This is a genomic window from Ruegeria sp. CI5, from assembly GCF_056536885.1.
The window spans coordinates 49,276-64,661 of record NZ_JBQFQN010000007.1; the positions used below are offsets into that span (position 1 = coordinate 49,276).

At 63.3% G+C, this 15,386-nt stretch carries 24 protein-coding genes; 11 read left to right on the forward strand and 13 right to left on the reverse strand.

Annotated elements, in window-relative coordinates; all coding sequences use genetic code 11:
• The first annotated feature begins 178 nt into the window (after nucleotides 1–178).
• Complete coding sequence (locus ACR0BA_RS17065; protein ID WP_170367885.1) at nucleotides 179–982, forward strand: glycoside hydrolase family 25 protein; 804 nt, start codon at nucleotides 179–181, stop codon at nucleotides 980–982.
• Here ACR0BA_RS17065 and trmD read toward each other — a convergent pair.
• From trmD to ffh, 10 genes are read right to left on the reverse strand one after another with little or no spacing between them, the layout of a single operon-like run.
• Nucleotides 979–1,788: a tRNA (guanosine(37)-N1)-methyltransferase TrmD gene (gene trmD / locus ACR0BA_RS17070; RefSeq protein ID WP_480729135.1), complete on the reverse strand. Its 810-nt coding sequence runs from the start codon at nucleotides 1,786–1,788 to the stop codon at nucleotides 979–981. The two genes, ACR0BA_RS17065 and trmD, sit on opposite strands and share 4 nt — an antisense overlap.
• Nucleotides 1,785–2,603: a hypothetical protein gene (locus tag ACR0BA_RS17075; protein WP_170342742.1), complete on the reverse strand. Its 819-nt coding sequence runs from the start codon at nucleotides 2,601–2,603 to the stop codon at nucleotides 1,785–1,787. The genes trmD and ACR0BA_RS17075 overlap by 4 nt, the downstream gene beginning before the upstream one ends.
• Nucleotides 2,600–3,103, reverse strand: coding sequence for a ribosome maturation factor RimM (gene rimM, locus ACR0BA_RS17080; RefSeq protein ID WP_170583171.1), 504 nt, complete (start codon nucleotides 3,101–3,103; stop codon nucleotides 2,600–2,602). Before rimM ends, ACR0BA_RS17075 begins: the two co-directional genes overlap by 4 nt.
• A complete protein-coding gene (locus tag ACR0BA_RS17085) occupies nucleotides 3,096–3,245 on the reverse strand; it encodes a hypothetical protein (protein WP_170342739.1) in 150 nt (49 codons plus the stop codon). Before ACR0BA_RS17085 ends, rimM begins: the two co-directional genes overlap by 8 nt.
• 6 nt (nucleotides 3,246–3,251) lie before the next feature.
• Complete coding sequence (bluB, locus tag ACR0BA_RS17090) at nucleotides 3,252–3,887, reverse strand: 5,6-dimethylbenzimidazole synthase (RefSeq protein ID WP_480729137.1); 636 nt, start codon at nucleotides 3,885–3,887, stop codon at nucleotides 3,252–3,254.
• 12 nt (nucleotides 3,888–3,899) lie between these two features.
• Nucleotides 3,900–4,298, reverse strand: a complete 399-nt coding sequence (gene rpsP, locus ACR0BA_RS17095) for a 30S ribosomal protein S16 (protein ID WP_480729139.1) — start codon at nucleotides 4,296–4,298, stop codon at nucleotides 3,900–3,902.
• Between the two features lie 41 nt (nucleotides 4,299–4,339).
• Complete coding sequence (locus ACR0BA_RS17100) at nucleotides 4,340–4,636, reverse strand: chorismate mutase (RefSeq protein WP_170342735.1); 297 nt, start codon at nucleotides 4,634–4,636, stop codon at nucleotides 4,340–4,342.
• On the reverse strand, nucleotides 4,633–5,184 hold the full coding sequence (locus ACR0BA_RS17105) for a GNAT family N-acetyltransferase (RefSeq protein WP_480729141.1): 552 nt from the start codon (nucleotides 5,182–5,184) through the stop codon (nucleotides 4,633–4,635). Before ACR0BA_RS17105 ends, ACR0BA_RS17100 begins: the two co-directional genes overlap by 4 nt.
• On the reverse strand, nucleotides 5,181–5,789 hold the full coding sequence (locus ACR0BA_RS17110) for a GNAT family N-acetyltransferase (RefSeq protein WP_480729142.1): 609 nt from the start codon (nucleotides 5,787–5,789) through the stop codon (nucleotides 5,181–5,183). The genes ACR0BA_RS17105 and ACR0BA_RS17110 overlap by 4 nt, the downstream gene beginning before the upstream one ends.
• Entirely contained in the window at nucleotides 5,790–7,298 is a 1,509-nt protein-coding gene (gene ffh / locus ACR0BA_RS17115) for a signal recognition particle protein (protein WP_480729144.1), read from the reverse strand. It abuts the gene before it with no gap.
• A 258-nt stretch (nucleotides 7,299–7,556) separates the two neighbouring features.
• Between ffh and ACR0BA_RS17120 the strand changes: the two genes are divergently transcribed.
• Nucleotides 7,557–8,087 carry a prolyl-tRNA synthetase associated domain-containing protein gene (locus tag ACR0BA_RS17120; RefSeq protein WP_170392258.1) on the forward strand — a complete coding sequence of 177 codons (531 nt, stop codon included), beginning with the start codon at nucleotides 7,557–7,559 and terminating at the stop codon, nucleotides 8,085–8,087.
• Here the strand turns inward: ACR0BA_RS17120 and ACR0BA_RS17125 are convergent, their stop codons facing one another.
• Nucleotides 8,088–8,828, reverse strand: coding sequence for an aspartate/glutamate racemase family protein (locus ACR0BA_RS17125; RefSeq protein ID WP_480729146.1), 741 nt, complete (start codon nucleotides 8,826–8,828; stop codon nucleotides 8,088–8,090).
• 73 nt (nucleotides 8,829–8,901) lie between these two features.
• The gene (locus ACR0BA_RS17130) at nucleotides 8,902–9,483 is read right to left on the reverse strand and encodes an FMN-dependent NADH-azoreductase (RefSeq protein WP_170530314.1); all 582 of its coding nucleotides are present in this window, start codon (nucleotides 9,481–9,483) and stop codon (nucleotides 8,902–8,904) included.
• 121 nt (nucleotides 9,484–9,604) lie between these two features.
• Here ACR0BA_RS17130 and ACR0BA_RS17135 point away from each other — a divergent pair, with 121 nt between their 5' ends.
• From ACR0BA_RS17135 to ACR0BA_RS17150, 4 genes are all read left to right on the forward strand, one after another.
• Nucleotides 9,605–10,483, forward strand: a complete 879-nt coding sequence (locus ACR0BA_RS17135) for a LysR family transcriptional regulator (protein ID WP_170367906.1) — start codon at nucleotides 9,605–9,607, stop codon at nucleotides 10,481–10,483.
• Entirely contained in the window at nucleotides 10,480–11,394 is a 915-nt protein-coding gene (locus ACR0BA_RS17140; protein ID WP_480729147.1) for a DMT family transporter, read from the forward strand. Before ACR0BA_RS17135 ends, ACR0BA_RS17140 begins: the two co-directional genes overlap by 4 nt.
• A gap of 58 nt (nucleotides 11,395–11,452) precedes the next feature.
• The gene (locus ACR0BA_RS17145; protein ID WP_141138530.1) at nucleotides 11,453–11,722 is read left to right on the forward strand and encodes a hypothetical protein; all 270 of its coding nucleotides are present in this window, start codon (nucleotides 11,453–11,455) and stop codon (nucleotides 11,720–11,722) included.
• A 74-nt stretch (nucleotides 11,723–11,796) separates the two neighbouring features.
• Nucleotides 11,797–12,210, forward strand: a complete 414-nt coding sequence (locus ACR0BA_RS17150; RefSeq protein ID WP_480729148.1) for a universal stress protein — start codon at nucleotides 11,797–11,799, stop codon at nucleotides 12,208–12,210.
• On the opposite strand, the gene ACR0BA_RS17155 is transcribed toward ACR0BA_RS17150, so the two are convergent.
• The gene (locus tag ACR0BA_RS17155) at nucleotides 12,207–12,542 is read right to left on the reverse strand and encodes an ArsR/SmtB family transcription factor (RefSeq protein ID WP_170361571.1); all 336 of its coding nucleotides are present in this window, start codon (nucleotides 12,540–12,542) and stop codon (nucleotides 12,207–12,209) included. The two genes, ACR0BA_RS17150 and ACR0BA_RS17155, sit on opposite strands and share 4 nt — an antisense overlap.
• Nucleotides 12,543–12,773: 231 nt before the next feature.
• Here ACR0BA_RS17155 and ACR0BA_RS17160 point away from each other — a divergent pair, with 231 nt between their 5' ends.
• The 5 genes from ACR0BA_RS17160 to ACR0BA_RS17180 all read left to right on the forward strand — a co-directional run bounded on the left by ACR0BA_RS17160 (nucleotide 12,774) and on the right by ACR0BA_RS17180 (nucleotide 15,362).
• Nucleotides 12,774–13,106 carry an AtpZ/AtpI family protein gene (locus ACR0BA_RS17160; protein WP_093965213.1) on the forward strand — a complete coding sequence of 111 codons (333 nt, stop codon included), beginning with the start codon at nucleotides 12,774–12,776 and terminating at the stop codon, nucleotides 13,104–13,106.
• Nucleotides 13,107–13,108: 2 nt separating this feature from the next.
• Nucleotides 13,109–13,864 carry a F0F1 ATP synthase subunit A gene (locus ACR0BA_RS17165; protein ID WP_093965215.1) on the forward strand — a complete coding sequence of 252 codons (756 nt, stop codon included), beginning with the start codon at nucleotides 13,109–13,111 and terminating at the stop codon, nucleotides 13,862–13,864.
• Between the two features lie 69 nt (nucleotides 13,865–13,933).
• On the forward strand, nucleotides 13,934–14,158 hold the full coding sequence (locus ACR0BA_RS17170; protein ID WP_005981269.1) for a F0F1 ATP synthase subunit C: 225 nt from the start codon (nucleotides 13,934–13,936) through the stop codon (nucleotides 14,156–14,158).
• An 86-nt stretch (nucleotides 14,159–14,244) separates the two neighbouring features.
• Nucleotides 14,245–14,796 carry a F0F1 ATP synthase subunit B' gene (locus ACR0BA_RS17175; RefSeq protein WP_170367912.1) on the forward strand — a complete coding sequence of 184 codons (552 nt, stop codon included), beginning with the start codon at nucleotides 14,245–14,247 and terminating at the stop codon, nucleotides 14,794–14,796.
• 5 nt (nucleotides 14,797–14,801) lie between these two features.
• On the forward strand, nucleotides 14,802–15,362 hold the full coding sequence (locus ACR0BA_RS17180) for a F0F1 ATP synthase subunit B (RefSeq protein WP_093965218.1): 561 nt from the start codon (nucleotides 14,802–14,804) through the stop codon (nucleotides 15,360–15,362).
• The last annotated feature ends 24 nt before the right edge of the window (nucleotides 15,363–15,386 follow it).

Here is a 15,386-nt window from a genome sequence, read left to right on the forward strand (position 1 = left end):
ATTGCGCCCGTTTAGGGAAGTCGGACGAGCATATCAAGCCCAAATCGCCGGTTTTCGGGCCAAATCGCGGTGGATTTGGTGGGAATCCGCCGTCACACGTACCGCGGCGTTGCCTTGTGCCGGGGATCGGGCATTCTGGGTCATAATTTGAGGGCAGGTTTAGAGGCAGAGCAACACGATGAGCAAAGCGATTTTCTGCGTGGTTCTTGCGCTGGCACTGATGTCTTGCGGGCGTCGTGCGCCGGCGCCCCAAATCTTAGACCAACCGGTGGTCGCGGGACTTTCCGGACCTTCGGTTCTGTACCCAGCCTTTGCGGATGCCGACCCGCATGACTGGGAGCGGCGGCGGCCCGAGCACTATCCCGTGCATGGGCTCGACGTCTCGCGTTGGCAGGGACCGATCGACTGGCGTCAGGCCAAGGCCTCGGGGGTCAGTTTCGTGTTCATAAAGGCGACCGAAGGGGGCGACGTGGCCGATCCGATGTTCCAGGATCACAGTCAGGGCGCCCGGGCCGCGGGGGTTCCGTGGGGTGCATATCACTATTACTACTTCTGCCGCCCCGCGGCCGAACAGGCCCGTTGGTTCATTCGCAACGTTCCCCGAGGGGCCGACCTGCCGCATGTGCTAGACATGGAATGGACCCCCCATTCCAAGACCTGCACCCTGCGCCCCGATGGCAAAACGGTGCGGGCCGAGGCGGAAAGGTTCCTCGACATATTGGAGCGACATTACGGCCGCCGGCCGATCGTCTACACCACGGTCGATTTCTACGAGGACACAGGTATCGGACGTCTGCCAAAGACCGAGTTCTGGCTGCGCTCGGTCGCGGGGCATCCGCGCAATGTCTATCCCAAGGCAGTCTGGCGGTTCTGGCAGTACACGGGCACCGGTTTGGTTCCCGGCGTGCAGGGGCGGGTGGACATCAACGCCTTCAACGGCTCACCTGATATTTGGGCGCGTTGGAAGGCGGGCGCACCCTAGTCTTCGGCTTCCCCGCGCGCCTTCAGGTAGGCATCCCACAGGTCCGGGCGCCGCGCGCGGGTAATCTCTTCCGCCATCTGGTGACGCCATTCGGCGATGCGACCATGATGTCCGGACATCAGGATCGGTGGGATTTCGCGCCCGTTCCACTCGGCTGGCCGAGTGTATTGTGGATGTTCCAGCAAGCCGGACGAAAAGCTCTCTTCCTCGGTCGAGGCCTGGTTTCCCAGAACCCCGGGCAGCAGTCGCACGGTGGCGTCGATCAGCGCCTGCGCGGCAATTTCGCCTCCGGTCATGACGAAATCGCCCAGCGAGACTTCCTGGATGCCGTAGCGCTCCAAAACCCGTTCATCAACGCCTTCAAAGCGGCCACACAACAGGGTTATGCCATCGCAACGGGCCAAGTTCTGCATCATGCGCTGATCCATCCGGCGCCCGCGCGGGCTGAGGTAGATCAGCGGCCAGTTGCCCTGTACCCCATCCATCGTGTGATCGATCGCGGCCCCCAGCACATCCGGCCGCAACACCATGCCGGCACCGCCGCCTGCGGGCGTGTCGTCGACATTGCGATGCTTGCCGACTCCGAACTGCCGCAGATCGACCGTTTCCAGTTGCCACAGCCCCTCCTGCAGCGCCTTGCCGGTCAGGCTTTCGCCCAAGACGCCGGGAAAGGCAGATGGGAACAGCGTGATCACCTTGGCCTTCCACACGCCATGCAGGTCCGGCGTGGGCGTCAGCAGCTCACGCGGTTTCAGCGTGGGGCGAATAGCCTTGCGGCCATATGACTTTGCAGGTTTGTTCGTCATGTGTTCGTGGTCAGGCTGTTTTGGGCGCGTTCGACGATGCGCGCTTTCTGTCTGACCAGCGCCGCCTCGTCCAGCCCCGATCGGTTCAACTCGAGCATTTCGGATAGCGCTTCTCGCGGCAATGCCGGGTTTGACCGAGTGGGCTTGACCAGCAGGGCGGCCTTTTCGGGCGGCAGATCCAGGAACTCGGCAAAAGGTGTTCCGGGGCCAAAGCTGCGCTCACGTAGGTCTTCCAGCCATTCGGTCTGCACTCGAACCGAGGGCAGCCGATCACGAACGGCGTCCGCAGTCTGCTGCAGCGAAGGGAGCTCTTCGAGCCTCTCGCGGAACGTGTCAAAATCCTGCACAAGCCGCGTGCGCTGAAGATCATGGGCCCAGAGGCTGCGGATCCAACTACCGCGCTGGCGCAACGAGAGATAGACGGTGATGTCCAGTTCCGACCCGACAAGCCGGTTGCGCAGCGTATCGACCACGCAGGCGGCCAGATCAGGGGCTTCGGCGTATCCCACAACCAAATTGCGGCTGGGGCGAAGCCCCGAGAAGTTCTCCTCGCTCAGGATCAGGCCGCGCTTTTCCCCGAAATCCAGCGTCGCCAGAAGTTCGCGCCAGCGATTGCCGAATTCGGACAGCGTACCGAATGTCCCATACAGCGAATGGCGCGTGGCGGCTTCGGATAACCCGGATTTGCGGGTGACATATGGCAGAACCAATGCGTGGCGCGGCCAGATAAGCGCCCGGTTCTCGAACAGAAAGGATTGCGCGGCGGTCGTGCCGGTTTTGTGAAGGCCCAGATGCAGCAGGATGCGCCGCGTCACAGCAAGCCCTCGGGAGGGTCGGCGACGATACGCCCGGCCTCAAGGTCAACTGTGGGTACGGCGGCCTTGGTGAATGGCAGGAATACAGTCGATTTCAGCCCCGGCCCGTGCAGTTCGAGCAGGTCGTCGGCGCCGTGGTTCTGCACCGATTTGACCCGCCCCAACAGGGTTCCGCCGGTGTCATAAACCTCAAGCCCCAAAAGGTCGGCGTGATAGAATTCGTCATCCGGAAGCGATGGCAACTGCTCGCGCCGGGCATAAAGGCGCAGCCCCTTAAGGGCGTCCGCCTGTTCCTTGGTTTCGACCCCGCCCAGACGCGCGGCAAACCCGTTCTTGATTGCGCGGGTGATGATCAGTGGATAGCGCTGGGCGCCACTCTCGTCAGTCAGGGGGGAGTAGGTCTCGATATCCTCGGGTGCCGCACAATAGCTTTTTAGGCGGACCTCGCCGCGTACGCCAAAGGACCCGGCGATGCTGCCGACACAGATCAGATCAGTCATTGGGCATTTCCGTTGTCACGCATATTCCACTTTCCCAGACACCGATTTCGCCGCAGGCTTCGCGTTGATTGTTGCGTTCAAAGAACACGCCCACAATAAAGGCGATCAGCAGCAGGATGGGAAGGCGTATCAATCCAAACATGCCACCCTACCGCGTTTCCACCGGCAGGCTGCCGCGGCGGCACTCCCAGCCATGGGTTTCCAGTTCGGGCGTGTCCGAGCAGTCCTCGGGCCAGCCCACGCAGAAATAACCGATCAGCCGCCAGCCTTCGGGCACCGACAGGTCGCGGGCCAGCCGGTCGGGATCGAGGATCGAAACCCAGCCCAGCCCCAGGCCATGCGCGCGCAGCGCCAGCCAGAACAAAGTGACGGCCGAGACCACCGAATAGCGGCGCATCTCGGGCATGGTGCCTGCGCCCAGCCCCTGGCCCTTGTCGCTGGCGTCATCGCAGAACACCGCTAGCTGCACCGGCGCCTCCTGCATGCCCGACAGTTTCAGCTGGCTGTACAGCTGCGCCCGGTCACCGGAATAACCCGCCAGCGCCGCGTCATTGGCCACCATGAAATTCTCCAGCGCCGCGGTCCGGGCCGCTGGGCTTTCGACGCGGATCAAGCGCCACGGTTCGCTCAGCCCCACCGAAGGGGCCAGCTGAAACGCGTCGAGGCAGCGCGTCAGCACTGCCTCGTTCACCGCTTCGGTGCGGAACCGGCGTACATCGCGCCGGAGCCGCATCAACAGATCAAACTGCGTGCGGAAATCTTCGGTGAAAGCCTGATCCTGCACGCGCCCGCCTGTTTACTCTTCTGCAGCAGCAGCAGCTTCTTCTTCGGCCGGAGCGGCAGCAGCCTCTGCGGCTTCAGCAGCCTTGGCGGCTTTCTCTTCGGCGCGCTCCTGGGCCTTCTTGCCCGGGGTGCCCTTCTGAGGGTTGTTGCGCTCGGCTTTTTCCTTGGCGCCGGCGGCTTCCAGCATGCGGGCGATCCGGTCGGTCGGCTGCGCGCCCTGGTCCAGCCAGTACTGGATGCGCTCCATGTTCATCTTCACGCGCTCTTCGCTGTCTTTCGGCAGCAGCGGGTTGTAGGTGCCCAGCTTCTCGATGAAGCGGCCGTCACGCGGCATGCGGCTGTCCGCTGCAACGATGCGGTAGAAGGGGCGCTTTTTCGAGCCGCCACGGGCCAGACGAATTTTCATTGCCATTGTGGTATCTCCTTTGGATGGCGTTGGCCGGAATGTTCCGGCTATTTCTGGTGTTTCTTGTGGTGTCGGATGACTTCCTGAATGATGAAATTCAGGAAAGCCTTGGCAAAATCGGGGTCCAGATCCGCCTCTTTCGCCAGGTCTTCGAGTCGTGCGATCTGCGCGGCCTCGCGCGAGGGATCGGACGGGGGAAGTTCGTGTTCGGCCTTGAGCTTGCCAACGGCCTGCGTGTGCTTGAACCGCTCGGCCAGCGTATAGACCAGGATCGCATCCAGCCGGTCGATACTTTCGCGGTGGTCTTTCAGCAAGGCCGCGGCCCGCGTCACGGGATTGTTCATTGGCCGGTCCTTTCGGTGGTCAGATCGGTCGTTGACGTGTCGAGTTTCGGATGCCGCCAGATCTGTGCGAACTTGCCCAGCACTTCGCCCTCGCGCTCGTAGGTCGCGCCGAGACGCTGTGCCAGAGCGCGCGAGCGGTCATTGGCGTGGGCGATATAGCTGATGACGCCATTCAGCCCCTGATGGCGCGCCGCATGGTCGCGGGCGGCCTGCGCGGCCTCGAAGCCCAGGCCCTTGCCCTCGGCCTGTTCCATCAGGGTCCAGCCCAGCTCGGGCTCGTCCCAGCCCGGCACATAGATCATGCCGGTCCAGCCCACGAAAGCACCGCTGGCCTTTTCGGTCAGGTGCCACAGGCCATAGCCACGCAGCGCCCAGTGGCCAAGCCGGTTCGCCAGTCCGTTCCAGCAGCCCGCCGCATCCCTAGGGCCGCCCACCATGTGGCTGCGCTCGGTCGCATAGAAGGCGGTCATGGCCGGCAGGTCGTCCGGATGCGGCGCCCGAAGGATCAGTCGCTCGGTCTCAAGGGTCGGGATGGCGAAGGTCGTCATGCGTAGGCCTCCATCCCGCCATCGCCGTCACAGGGCAGGTGGCGATAGACCAGAACCGGCTCGTCGAACCCGGCCTCGGCCTGCAGGTCGCGCTGGGCGCCAAGGCGCTCGGCCACGCTGGCCGAGGCTGCGTTGTCGGGGTCCACATAGCTGACCAGCGACGGCAGGGCCTGCGGACCCAGCGCAAAGTCGCGGGCGGCTTCGGCTGCCTCGGTTGCAATGCCACGCCCTTCGGCGGCTTCGGTCAGCAGATAGCCCAGTTCGTGTTCGCGGTCGCCGAATTCCATGCCACCCGTCACGAAGCCCAGAACCTGACCGCCCGCGCGGTCCTCGATGGCCCACATTCCCGCCCCGCGCAGCAGCCAGCCCGCGACGTATTGCGAGAAATCCAGCCAGGCCGCCTGCCGGTCAAACGGGCCGTCCATGTGTTTGGCACGGTCCGACATCAGGATGTCGGCATAGGTGTCGAAATCCCCTATCCGCGGCGCGCGCAGCACCAGCCGCGCGGTCTCCAGCCGCGGCAAGTCCGCAGCCAGCCGCGCCGACAGCGCGGCGGCGGGGCCGGTGGCCGGAGCCTCCCAGGGATATGCGACGGGCGCAGTCACTTACTTTTTCTTTCCAAATCCGCTCAGGCCGGGGGGCAGGGCCATGCCGCCGCCCATGCCGGGCATGCCGCCGGGCATCTTGCCGCCCATCGCCTTGGCCGCGGCTTCCAGCGCCTTGGGGTCCATGCCCGCGGCCATTTCTTCGGGCGAGGGGCCGCCTTTGCCGAACATGCCTTTCATGGCCTGTTTCAGCATCTTGCCTTTGCCCATCTTGCCCATCTTCTTCATCATGTCCGACATCTGCCGGTGCATCTTGAGCAGCTTGTTGATGTCGCTGACTTCCATGCCCGACCCGGCCGCGATGCGTTTCTTGCGGCTGGCCTGCAGCAACGCGGGGTTGGCGCGTTCTTTCTTGGTCATCGACTGGATCATGGCGATCTGCTGGCGCAGGATCCGGTCGTCCAGCCCGGCCTGATCCATCTGCTTGGCCATCTTGCCCATGCCCGGCATCATGCCCATCATGCCCTGCATGCCGCCCATCTGGATCATCTGTTCCAGCTGCATCTTCAGGTCGTTCATGTTGAACTGACCCTTCATCATGCGCTTCATCATGCGCTCGGTCTGCTCGAGCTCCATGGTCTCCTGGGCTTTTTCGACCAGTGAGACGATGTCGCCCATGCCCAGGATCCGGCCCGCGATGCGGTCGGGCTCGAAGGTTTCCAGCGCATCCATCTTCTCGCCCAGACCGACGAAGCGGATGGGCTTGCCGGTCACTGCGCGCATCGACAGCGCCGCGCCGCCGCGGCCGTCACCGTCCATCCGGGTCAGGACCACGCCCGTGATGCCGACCTTGGCGTCGAACTCCTCGGCCACCTCGACGGCGACCTGACCGGTCAGGCCGTCGACCACCAGCAGGGTCTCGCGCGGGTCGACCACGTTGCGGACCTGCTCGACCTCGTCCATCAGGACCTCGTCGATATGCAGACGGCCCGCGGTATCCAGCATGTAGACGTCATAGCCGCCCAGCGTGGCCTGCTGTTTGGCGCGCTTGGCGATGTCCACCGGTTTCTGGCCCGGCACGATCGGCAGGGTGTCCACTCCGATCTGGGTGCCCAGCACCGCCAGCTGGTCCATTGCCGCCGGGCGATAGACGTCAAGCGAGGCCATCAGGACCTTCTTGCCCTCTTTCTCTTTCAGACGTTTCGCCAGCTTGCCGGTGGTTGTGGTCTTGCCCGAGCCCTGCAGGCCGACCATCAGGATCGGCGCGGGCGGGTTGTCGATCTTCAGCTTGCCGGGGTCTTCCTCGCCGCGCAGGGTATCGACCAGCGCGTCATGCACGATTTTGACGACCTGCTGGCCCGGCGTGATCGACTTGGTCACCGCCTGACCGGTCGCCTGTTCCTGCACCTTCTTGACGAACGCACGCGCCACTGGCAGCGACACGTCGGCCTCGAGCAGCGCCACGCGTACTTCGCGCAGGGCGGTTTTAACGTCTTCCTCGGACAGGGCGCCCTGTTTGGTCAGCCGGTCAAAGACGCCAGAGAGGCGTTCGGATAGATTTTCAAACATGCCTTCGGCCTCCTTCGCCGGTTGTCGGTTGGCGCCCCATAGATAGGGGCGGACGGGTCAATGCACAAACGCCCCCACGGGCGAAACTCGCTGGTGGGGGGCGATCCCTGAACGACTCAAGGGACCGGAAGAACAGACGCTTCCGGATGTTGCCTTGGCGTTTAGGCCCATTGGCTGCCTGAGTCAACCATCGGCGCCCGCCGGGTTGCATCGTGCGGCCCGGTCGGCCATCACTGGCGCGATATTCGGGAGAAGACCATGGACGCCTCATCCGCCTTTCAGGACTCGTTGCCGCTCAGTTCGGACGCCTTGCTGGCGCAGTTGGACGATTGGGGGCTGCCCTATCGTCTGCACAGCCACGTCCCGCTGCGGACGGTCGAAGAGTCGAAGGCGGTCGAAGATCAGTTCATGGTGCCGGGCGAAAACGCGTTGCGGCTCAAGAACCTGTATCTGCGCGACAAGAAAAAGCGGAACTACCTGGTGACGCTGGAACAAAGCCGCGAGATCGACCTCAAGGCGCTGGGCGCCGAACTGGGTGTAGGCAACCTGTCCTTCGGGTCGGCGGATCGGCTGATGCAGAACCTCGGCATCCGTCCCGGCGCGGTCAGCCCGCTGGCCATGATAAACGGCGTTGGCAACGGTGTACGGTTCTTCATGGACCACGCGGCGCAGCGCGCGGACGTGATCTATATGCATCCATTGGTCAACGACCGGACGGTGGCCATGGCGCGCGACGACCTGATGGCCTTCTTCGACCGGATCGGGTGCGAGGTCACCTGGCTGCCGTGATCATTCGCTCAGCGCCTCTTTCAACGCGGCGGCGACATGGGCGGCCGAGGGATTGACGAACAGGTGCCCGTCGGCCTCAAAAACCGGGTCATCAAGATGTTGGGGAAAGGCCAGCGGCAATTCCGTGCAGGCCAGCAGGATCGCGGTTCCGGGGGCGGCGTGCCGATTGCAGAATGCCAGCAGACGGCCGCGGGCATTGGCCGAGGCACCGCCGTAGAACTCGGTGTCGATCATGGCCTGCATTTCCGCGATCTGGTCTTCGGGAAGTCGGTCATTGGCTGTGATGCCTTCAGCCGCCAGCCGTTCCGCATAGTGGCGCGCTTGCATCGTGACCGAGGTTCCCAGCACCAGCGCGCTTTTGGCACCAGTCGTTTTGGTGGCCACGGCAGTTGCATCAAAGATACTCAGGATCGGCATGGTCACGCCCTGCCGGATCGCATGCAAACGGGCGTGAGGTGTGTTCGAGGCAATGATGCCGAAATCACATCCCGCCTGCTCAAGCGTCAGCAGTGCATCGCGGAAAACGGCATCGAACGCGGCCCAGCTTGCTTCGTCGCCGGCGGTTCCGCGCAGCGCGCGGGTTTTGGCCTGGGTGACGGACTCGATGGTCATCGGAGGAACAGGCAGCGGCGATCCGTGCCCACGGTCTGCAAAATGGCGCCCCGCGCCCTCGGCGATGGCGCGGTAGTAGTCCACCGTCGACGCCCAGCCGACCCCGCCCAGAATTCCGATCTTCTTCATGACAACCGTCCAATCTGCCGATCTTGTTCGGGTGCAGATTGGACGGTTTGACCGGGGAAGGCCAGTGGCCGGATCAGGCGGCCAGTTCGGCCACGGCTTTCTGCGCGTTGCTCAGCGTTGCTTCCGGGTCCAGCGCCATGCGATCGGCGGCCACAACATCCACGTCATGGATGCCGATGAAGCCCAGAACATGACGGGCGTATCCGGTTGCAAAGTCGATCTCGGACCCCACTGCGGTACCGCCCGAAGCGATGGCGAGGATGGCGCGCTTGCCTTCCAGCAGGCCCTTGGGGCCATTCTCGGTATACGAGAACGTCAGGCCTGCACGGGCGACCAGATCGATCCAGGCCTTGAAGGCGGCCGGGACCGAGAAATTGTAGATCGGCAGCCCGATCACCACCGTGTCGGCCTGCTGCAGTTCCTTGACCAACTCGTCCGACAGGGCCAGCAGGTCGCGCTGGGTGGCGTCGCGTTGATCGGCGGGGGTGAAGTTGGCGGTGATCCAGTCCTCGGTCAGCAGGGGCAGGGGTGTGGCCAGGTCGCGGCGGATGATGCGGCCGGCGCCCAGGTGCTGGACGATGCGGGCCGACAGGTCGCGGGTGGCCGAGCCGGTTCGGCGGGCTGAGGCGTCGATATGCAGGATGGTCTTTGTCATGGCATGGCTCCTTCTCAGGGTTCGGATTTTGCGTCTGAGCCCAATATGAGTATTGCGTGAGCGAACGAAACTGGGATAAATCAACAGGCATTGTTGGAAATTGCACAGAATTGGTTTTGTCATGGACAATTGGGACGAGGTCCGCACCGCCTATCAGGTAGCGCGCATGGGCACGGTCAGCGGCGCTGCCGAGGTTCTGGGGGTGCACCATGCCACGGTGATCCGCCATATCGACGCGATCGAGGCCCGACTGAAGGTCAAGCTGTTCCAGCGCCACGCGCGCGGCTACACCCCGACCGAGGCGGGCGAGGATCTGCTGCGCGTGGCCCAGGCCACAGAGGATCAGTTCAACCAGCTGGTCGGGCGGCTGAAGGGGCGCGGAGACGATGTCTCGGGCGAGCTGGTGGTGACGTCGCTGGCCTCGCTGGCGCCGCTGGTGGTGCCCACGCTGACCGCGTTCCAGCAGGACCATCCCGACCTGATCGTGCGCTATTTGACCGGCGACCGCCTGTTCCGCCTAGAATATGGCGAGGCGCATGTGGCCATCCGTGCCGGTGCGGCCCCCGACCAGCCGGACAACGTGGTGCAGCCCTTCATGACGCAAGAGGTCGGGCTTTATGCCAGTCAGGACTACATCGCGCGGCGCGGCCTGCCTGCGGGCGTCGAGGATTTCCCCAACCACGCCTTCGTCGGGGCGGATGATGAAAACAGCCGCGCGCCTTTTTCACGTTGGCTGCGCGCCAATGTCCCGGCCGAGGCGATCACCTTCCGCTGCTCCAACAACTTCACCGTGGCCGAGGCGGTTCTGGCCGGGGCGGGGATCGGCTTCATGGCCCGGTGGGAGGCCGCCCGCCATCCGCAGTTGCAGGAGGTGATGGAGCCTCTGCCGGAATGGGCCGGCAACCTGTGGCTGGTGACCCATGTGGATCTGCACCGCACCAACAAGGTGCAGACCTTTCTGAAATTCCTCAAGGAGCAGGCAAAGGACTGGCTGCCATGAGCCCGCAGGCGCGTGGCCATCTGGCCATGCTGGTGTTCTCGGCGCTGGTGGCGGGCAGTTTCTCGCTGGGTTCGATGATCGCCAACGAGATCGCACCGGCGGCGTTGAACGCCGCGCGGTTCGCAATTGCCGGCGTCGTAATCGGCATAGCGGCGCTGATGACGACTGGCCTGCCGCGCAGCGCGGCGCGCGCGCCGTGGCGCTATCTGGTGTTGGGCGGGCTGTTCTCGGCCTATTTCGTGTTGATGTTCTACGGGCTGAAGACCGCGCCGCCGGTCAGCGCGGCGGCGGTGTTTACTCTGACGCCGATCCTGTCGGCGGTGGCGGGTTGGGTCCTGCTGCGCCAGATCACCACCCCGCACATGGCCCTTGCATTGAGCGTGGGCGCGGTTGGCGCGCTTTGGGTGGTGTTCCGCGCCGATTGGCTGGCCTTTCGCGCCTTTGAGATCGGGCAGGGCGAGATCATCTATTTCTGGGGCTGCGTGGCCCATGCGATCTATACGCCCATGGTGCGCAAGCTGAACCGGGGCGAGCCGCCGGTCGTGTTCACCTTTGGCACGCTGGTGGCCGGATGCGCGGTGCTGACGGTGTTCGGCTGGTCCGACATCCGCGCGACCGACTGGGCCAACCTGCCGGCGATCGTCTGGATCGGCCTGTTCTACGTCGCCATCTGCGCCAGCGCGGCCACCTTCGTTCTGTTGCAATACGCCACGCTGCTGCTGCCATCGGCCAAGGTCATGGCCTATACCTACCTGACGCCCAGCTGGGTGATCATCTGGCAGAACGCGCTGGGCCAGCCGGCGCCGGGCCTTCTGGTTCTAGTGGGGATCGGGCTGACGATCCTTGCCCTTGTGCTGCTGCTGAAAGGGGATGACCTGGGGATGGCTCGGCAACAAACCGCGCCGGACTGACCTTTGCCAAAGCGCCCGTTCGTGGCAGGGTGGGGGCAAACTCCGAAAGGACCGGAACATGCACAGACTGATTGCCTCGGCCACGCTAATGCTGGTTTTTGGGTGTACGCAGGACACCGCCGACAATTCAACCCTTCAAGCCAGCTGCGAGGCATTGGTGGCTGCTGAGGCCAACCGGAGCCCCGCGGATGTCCAGGCTCTGTCGACAACTGCCGAGCCGGCGGGGACCGTCACACAGGTCGCAGTGGCCGGCGCTCAGGCCCCATGGCTGTGCCGCGCCGATCCCAGCGGTGTGGTCACAGGGGTCGAGTACAGCCAGCAAGGCTGATCCTCTTGGATTGAGCCACATCAAGGGCCGGTTATGTCAAACCCGCTAAGCTGTCGGCGCGAAAGGAGCGACTGATGTTCAAACACATAATGTTTCCCGTCGATCTGCATCTGCCACCTGAAGTGCGCAAGGCGGCCGAAGTTGCGGCACAGGTCGCCCGGTGGCAGGGCGCGCAGATAACCATCGTCAGCGTGACAAGCAATCAGCCCGGCGACCCCACGCAAACGGAAGCCGCGATCAAGGACCATCTGTCCGATCTGGCGGACGAGTTGTCCCAGGCCAGCGGAGCGCAAGTTGATTCCCGCAACATTCATTCGGTGGATGTGGCGGTCGAGGTGGATGGTGACCTGGCCCGCACCGCTGAAGAGATCGGTGCCGACCTGATCGTGGTGGGCACCCATGCGCCGCGGATTACCGACTTTATACTGTCCAGTCATGCCGGATATCTGGCCAAACATGCCAGCATGTCGGTCTTCGTAGTGCGCTAGACCTCGTCCCCCGCGGAAAGCTGGTTTTCCAGGAACCGCTCGAACGCGTCCAGATTCACGGGTTCGAACTGCCCGAACCCTTGCATCCAGACCGAGGCCGCGCGCAACGCGTCGGGTTCCAGCTTGCACCATTTCACCCGGCCGCGCTTTTCCTGGCTGATCAGCCCGGCCCGGGTCAGGATCGTCAAGTGTTTTGAGATCGCCGCCAGCGACATCTCGAACGGCTCGGCCACGTCGGTGACGGCCATGTCATCCTCAAGCAGCATCGCCAGAATCGCGCGCCGCGTGGGGTCGGCCAGGGCCGCAAAGACGGTATCGAGGTCATCGGACATGATCCCGCTGAACCACAGCCGGAAAGTTTGGTCAACCATTTGGTTGAATATGCGGAATCCGGTGCTTCCAGCGGAATGGATTGCCAGTGACCCGATCGGCAGACAACGTGCTCCCTTAATATGCATTAGAAAACAAACGTTTAAGCTGCGTCAATTGGAGCCATCAACAGCGTTGACTCTGCGCGCGAGGCCGCATAGCAACTGCGCCAAGACTGTGCGAGGGAAACGCCCGTGACCGATGACGACCCAAAGCAGCGCCTGACGCAGCTTGAGGCCAAGATCGACGCGGCAAAAAAGGCCAAAGCGCCGAAACCTCGTGCGGACGCTGACATATCCGGGGGCGAACTGGCCTGGCGGATGGTCATCGAGATGGTTTCCGGTCTGGGGATCGGATTTGGCATCGGGTACGGGCTGGACAGCCTGTTCGGGACGATCCCGATCTTCCTGGTGCTGTTCACATTGCTGGGCCTTGTCGCGGGCGTGAAGGTCATGCTCCGCAGCGCGCAAGAAGCTCAAGAGAAACAAGCGGCCTCGACACAGGCCGAGAAGGACGAGAGGGACTGAACGTGGCGACCGAGACCACCGCAGCAGAAGGCAGCAGCCTGGTTTTCCATCCGATGGACCAGTTCATCGTCAAGCCGCTTTTCGGCGGTGAGATGGCTTGGTACACGCCCACCAACGTGACCCTGTGGCTGTTCTTCGCGGTTCTGGCCATCATCGGCCTGCTGGTGTTGAGCACCTCGAAGCGCGCGATCGTCCCGACCCGCATGCAGTCGATCGCCGAGCTGGCCTACGGCTTCATCTACAAGATGCTGGAAGACATCTGTGGCAAGGAAGGCGTCAAATACTTCCCGTATGTCATGACCCTGTTCATGTTCATCGTTACTGCGAACTTCCTCGGCTTGATCCCGACCTCGTTTACCACGACATCGCATTTCGCGGTCACCATTCCGCTGGCGCTGGCCGTGTTTCTGACCGTGACCGTTCTGGGCTTTGTCAAGAACGGTGCTGGGTTCCTCAGCCTGTTCTGGGTGTCCAGCGCGCCGCTGGCGCTGCGCCCGATCCTGGCGATCATCGAGCTGATCTCGTACTTCGTGCGCCCGGTCAGCCACTCCATTCGTCTTGCAGGTAACGTCATGGCCGGCCACGCCGTGATCAAGGTTTTCGCCGGCTTCGCCGCGGTCGCCGTGATCTCGCCCGTATCGGTTCTGGCGATCACCGCAATGTACGGCCTCGAGGTCCTGGTGGCCTTCATTCAGGCCTACGTATTCACCATTCTGACCTGTGTTTATCTGAAGGACGCTCTGCATCCGCATCACTGATCAGGGGCGACCCTGAGCACAGGAACGATAACCCAAAATCGAAACTTCCAATTCGTAAGGAGATACATCATGGAAGGCGATCTCGCACACATCGGCGCAGGCCTGGCAGCAATCGGTTCCGGCGCGGCCGCAATCGGGGTGGGCAACGTGGCCGGCAACTTCCTGGCCGGCGCTCTGCGCAACCCTTCGGCGGCTGCTTCGCAGACCGCAACCCTGTTCATCGGTATCGCATTCGCAGAAGCCCTGGGGATCTTCGCATTCCTGGTCTCGCTGCTGCTGATGTTCGCCGTATAATCTGCGGAACCTGATCCTTACGCGCAGGTGGGCCCAAGCCATAGCGGCCCACCTGTTGTAAAGACAACGTTCCGACGGAGGACATCATGGCGACAGAACCCATAGCTGCAGAAGCAGTCGGCAAATGCGTCGATTCCCATGGCTCGGCCATCGGGATGCCGCAGCTCTGCTTCGATTGGTTCCCCAACCAGATCTTCTGGCTGGTCATTACGCTGGTCGTCATCTTTCTGGTCCTGTCCCGCGTGGCCCTGCCGCGCATCGCGGCGATCCTGGCCGAGCGTCAGGGGACCATTACAAATGACCTGGCTGCGGCCGAAGACCTGAAGGCCAAGGCGGTCGAGGCCGAAGAGGCCTACAACAAGGCGCTGGCCGATGCCCGTGCCGAGGCTCAGCGGATCGCAGCCGAAGCGCGCGCCGAAATCCAGGCGGATCTGGATGACGCGATTGCCAAGGCAGATGCGGAAATCGCGGCCAAGGCGGCAGAATCGGAGAAGGCAATTGCCGAAATCCGTGCCGGAGCGCTGGAAAGCATTCAACAGGTTGCCAACGATACGGCGGCCGAACTGGTGACTGCGCTGGGCGGCGAGGCGGATGTCAAAACCATCAGCAGTGCCGTCAGCGCCCAGATGAAAGGATAAGTGACATGCGGAATACACTTGCTCTTATCCTGACCGCAGGCTTCGCCAGCCCGGCGCTGGCCGCAAGCGGGCCGTTCTTCTCGCTGGCGAACACCGACTTCGTTGTGACGCTGGGCTTCATCGTCTTTATCGCGGTCCTGTTCTATTTCAAGGTTCCGTCGATGATCGGCGGGGCGTTGGACAACCGCGCCGAAGGCATCAAGGCCGAGCTGGACGAGGCCCGTGCCCTGCATGAAGAAGCGCGCAGCCTGCTGGCCTCATACGAGCGCAAGCAGCGTGAAGTGCAGACTCAGGCCGAAGCCATTGTGGCCGCGGCGAAGGAAGATTCGGTTCTGGCTGCCGAACAGGCAAAGGCGGATCTGGAGAAATCCATCGCGCGTCGTCTGGCTGCCGCACAGGATCAAATCGCATCGGCCGAGGCCTCGGCGGTGAAGGAAGTGCGCGACCAGGCTGTTACTGCGGCCGTTGCGGCGGCCAAGTCCGTGCTGGCCAAGCAGATGACTGCGGCGCAAGCCAACAAGCTGATTGACTCGGCGATCTCCGAGGTCGGTGACAAGCTGCACTGAGCTGTTCGGCGTGAGCCAATCTCA

Coding starts and splice junctions, on each gene's coding strand:
- ACR0BA_RS17065 (WP_170367885.1), top strand. CDS start 179: ATGAGCAAAGCGATTTTCTGCGTGGTTCTTGCGCTGGCACTGATGTCT.
- trmD (WP_480729135.1), bottom strand. CDS start 1,788: ATGACGAACAAACCTGCAAAGTCATATGGCCGCAAGGCTATTCGCCCC.
- rimM (WP_170583171.1), bottom strand. CDS start 3,103: ATGACTGATCTGATCTGTGTCGGCAGCATCGCCGGGTCCTTTGGCGTA.
- ACR0BA_RS17085 (WP_170342739.1), bottom strand. CDS start 3,245: ATGTTTGGATTGATACGCCTTCCCATCCTGCTGCTGATCGCCTTTATT.
- rpsP (WP_480729139.1), bottom strand. CDS start 4,298: ATGGCAATGAAAATTCGTCTGGCCCGTGGCGGCTCGAAAAAGCGCCCC.
- ACR0BA_RS17100 (WP_170342735.1), bottom strand. CDS start 4,636: ATGAACAATCCCGTGACGCGGGCCGCGGCCTTGCTGAAAGACCACCGC.
- ACR0BA_RS17105 (WP_480729141.1), bottom strand. CDS start 5,184: ATGACGACCTTCGCCATCCCGACCCTTGAGACCGAGCGACTGATCCTT.
- ffh (WP_480729144.1), bottom strand. CDS start 7,298: ATGTTTGAAAATCTATCCGAACGCCTCTCTGGCGTCTTTGACCGGCTG.
- ACR0BA_RS17120 (WP_170392258.1), top strand. CDS start 7,557: ATGGACGCCTCATCCGCCTTTCAGGACTCGTTGCCGCTCAGTTCGGAC.
- ACR0BA_RS17125 (WP_480729146.1), bottom strand. CDS start 8,828: ATGAAGAAGATCGGAATTCTGGGCGGGGTCGGCTGGGCGTCGACGGTG.
- ACR0BA_RS17130 (WP_170530314.1), bottom strand. CDS start 9,483: ATGACAAAGACCATCCTGCATATCGACGCCTCAGCCCGCCGAACCGGC.
- ACR0BA_RS17135 (WP_170367906.1), top strand. CDS start 9,605: ATGGACAATTGGGACGAGGTCCGCACCGCCTATCAGGTAGCGCGCATG.
- ACR0BA_RS17140 (WP_480729147.1), top strand. CDS start 10,480: ATGAGCCCGCAGGCGCGTGGCCATCTGGCCATGCTGGTGTTCTCGGCG.
- ACR0BA_RS17145 (WP_141138530.1), top strand. CDS start 11,453: ATGCACAGACTGATTGCCTCGGCCACGCTAATGCTGGTTTTTGGGTGT.
- ACR0BA_RS17150 (WP_480729148.1), top strand. CDS start 11,797: ATGTTCAAACACATAATGTTTCCCGTCGATCTGCATCTGCCACCTGAA.
- ACR0BA_RS17155 (WP_170361571.1), bottom strand. CDS start 12,542: ATGTCCGATGACCTCGATACCGTCTTTGCGGCCCTGGCCGACCCCACG.
- ACR0BA_RS17170 (WP_005981269.1), top strand. CDS start 13,934: ATGGAAGGCGATCTCGCACACATCGGCGCAGGCCTGGCAGCAATCGGT.
- ACR0BA_RS17175 (WP_170367912.1), top strand. CDS start 14,245: ATGGCGACAGAACCCATAGCTGCAGAAGCAGTCGGCAAATGCGTCGAT.
- ACR0BA_RS17180 (WP_093965218.1), top strand. CDS start 14,802: ATGCGGAATACACTTGCTCTTATCCTGACCGCAGGCTTCGCCAGCCCG.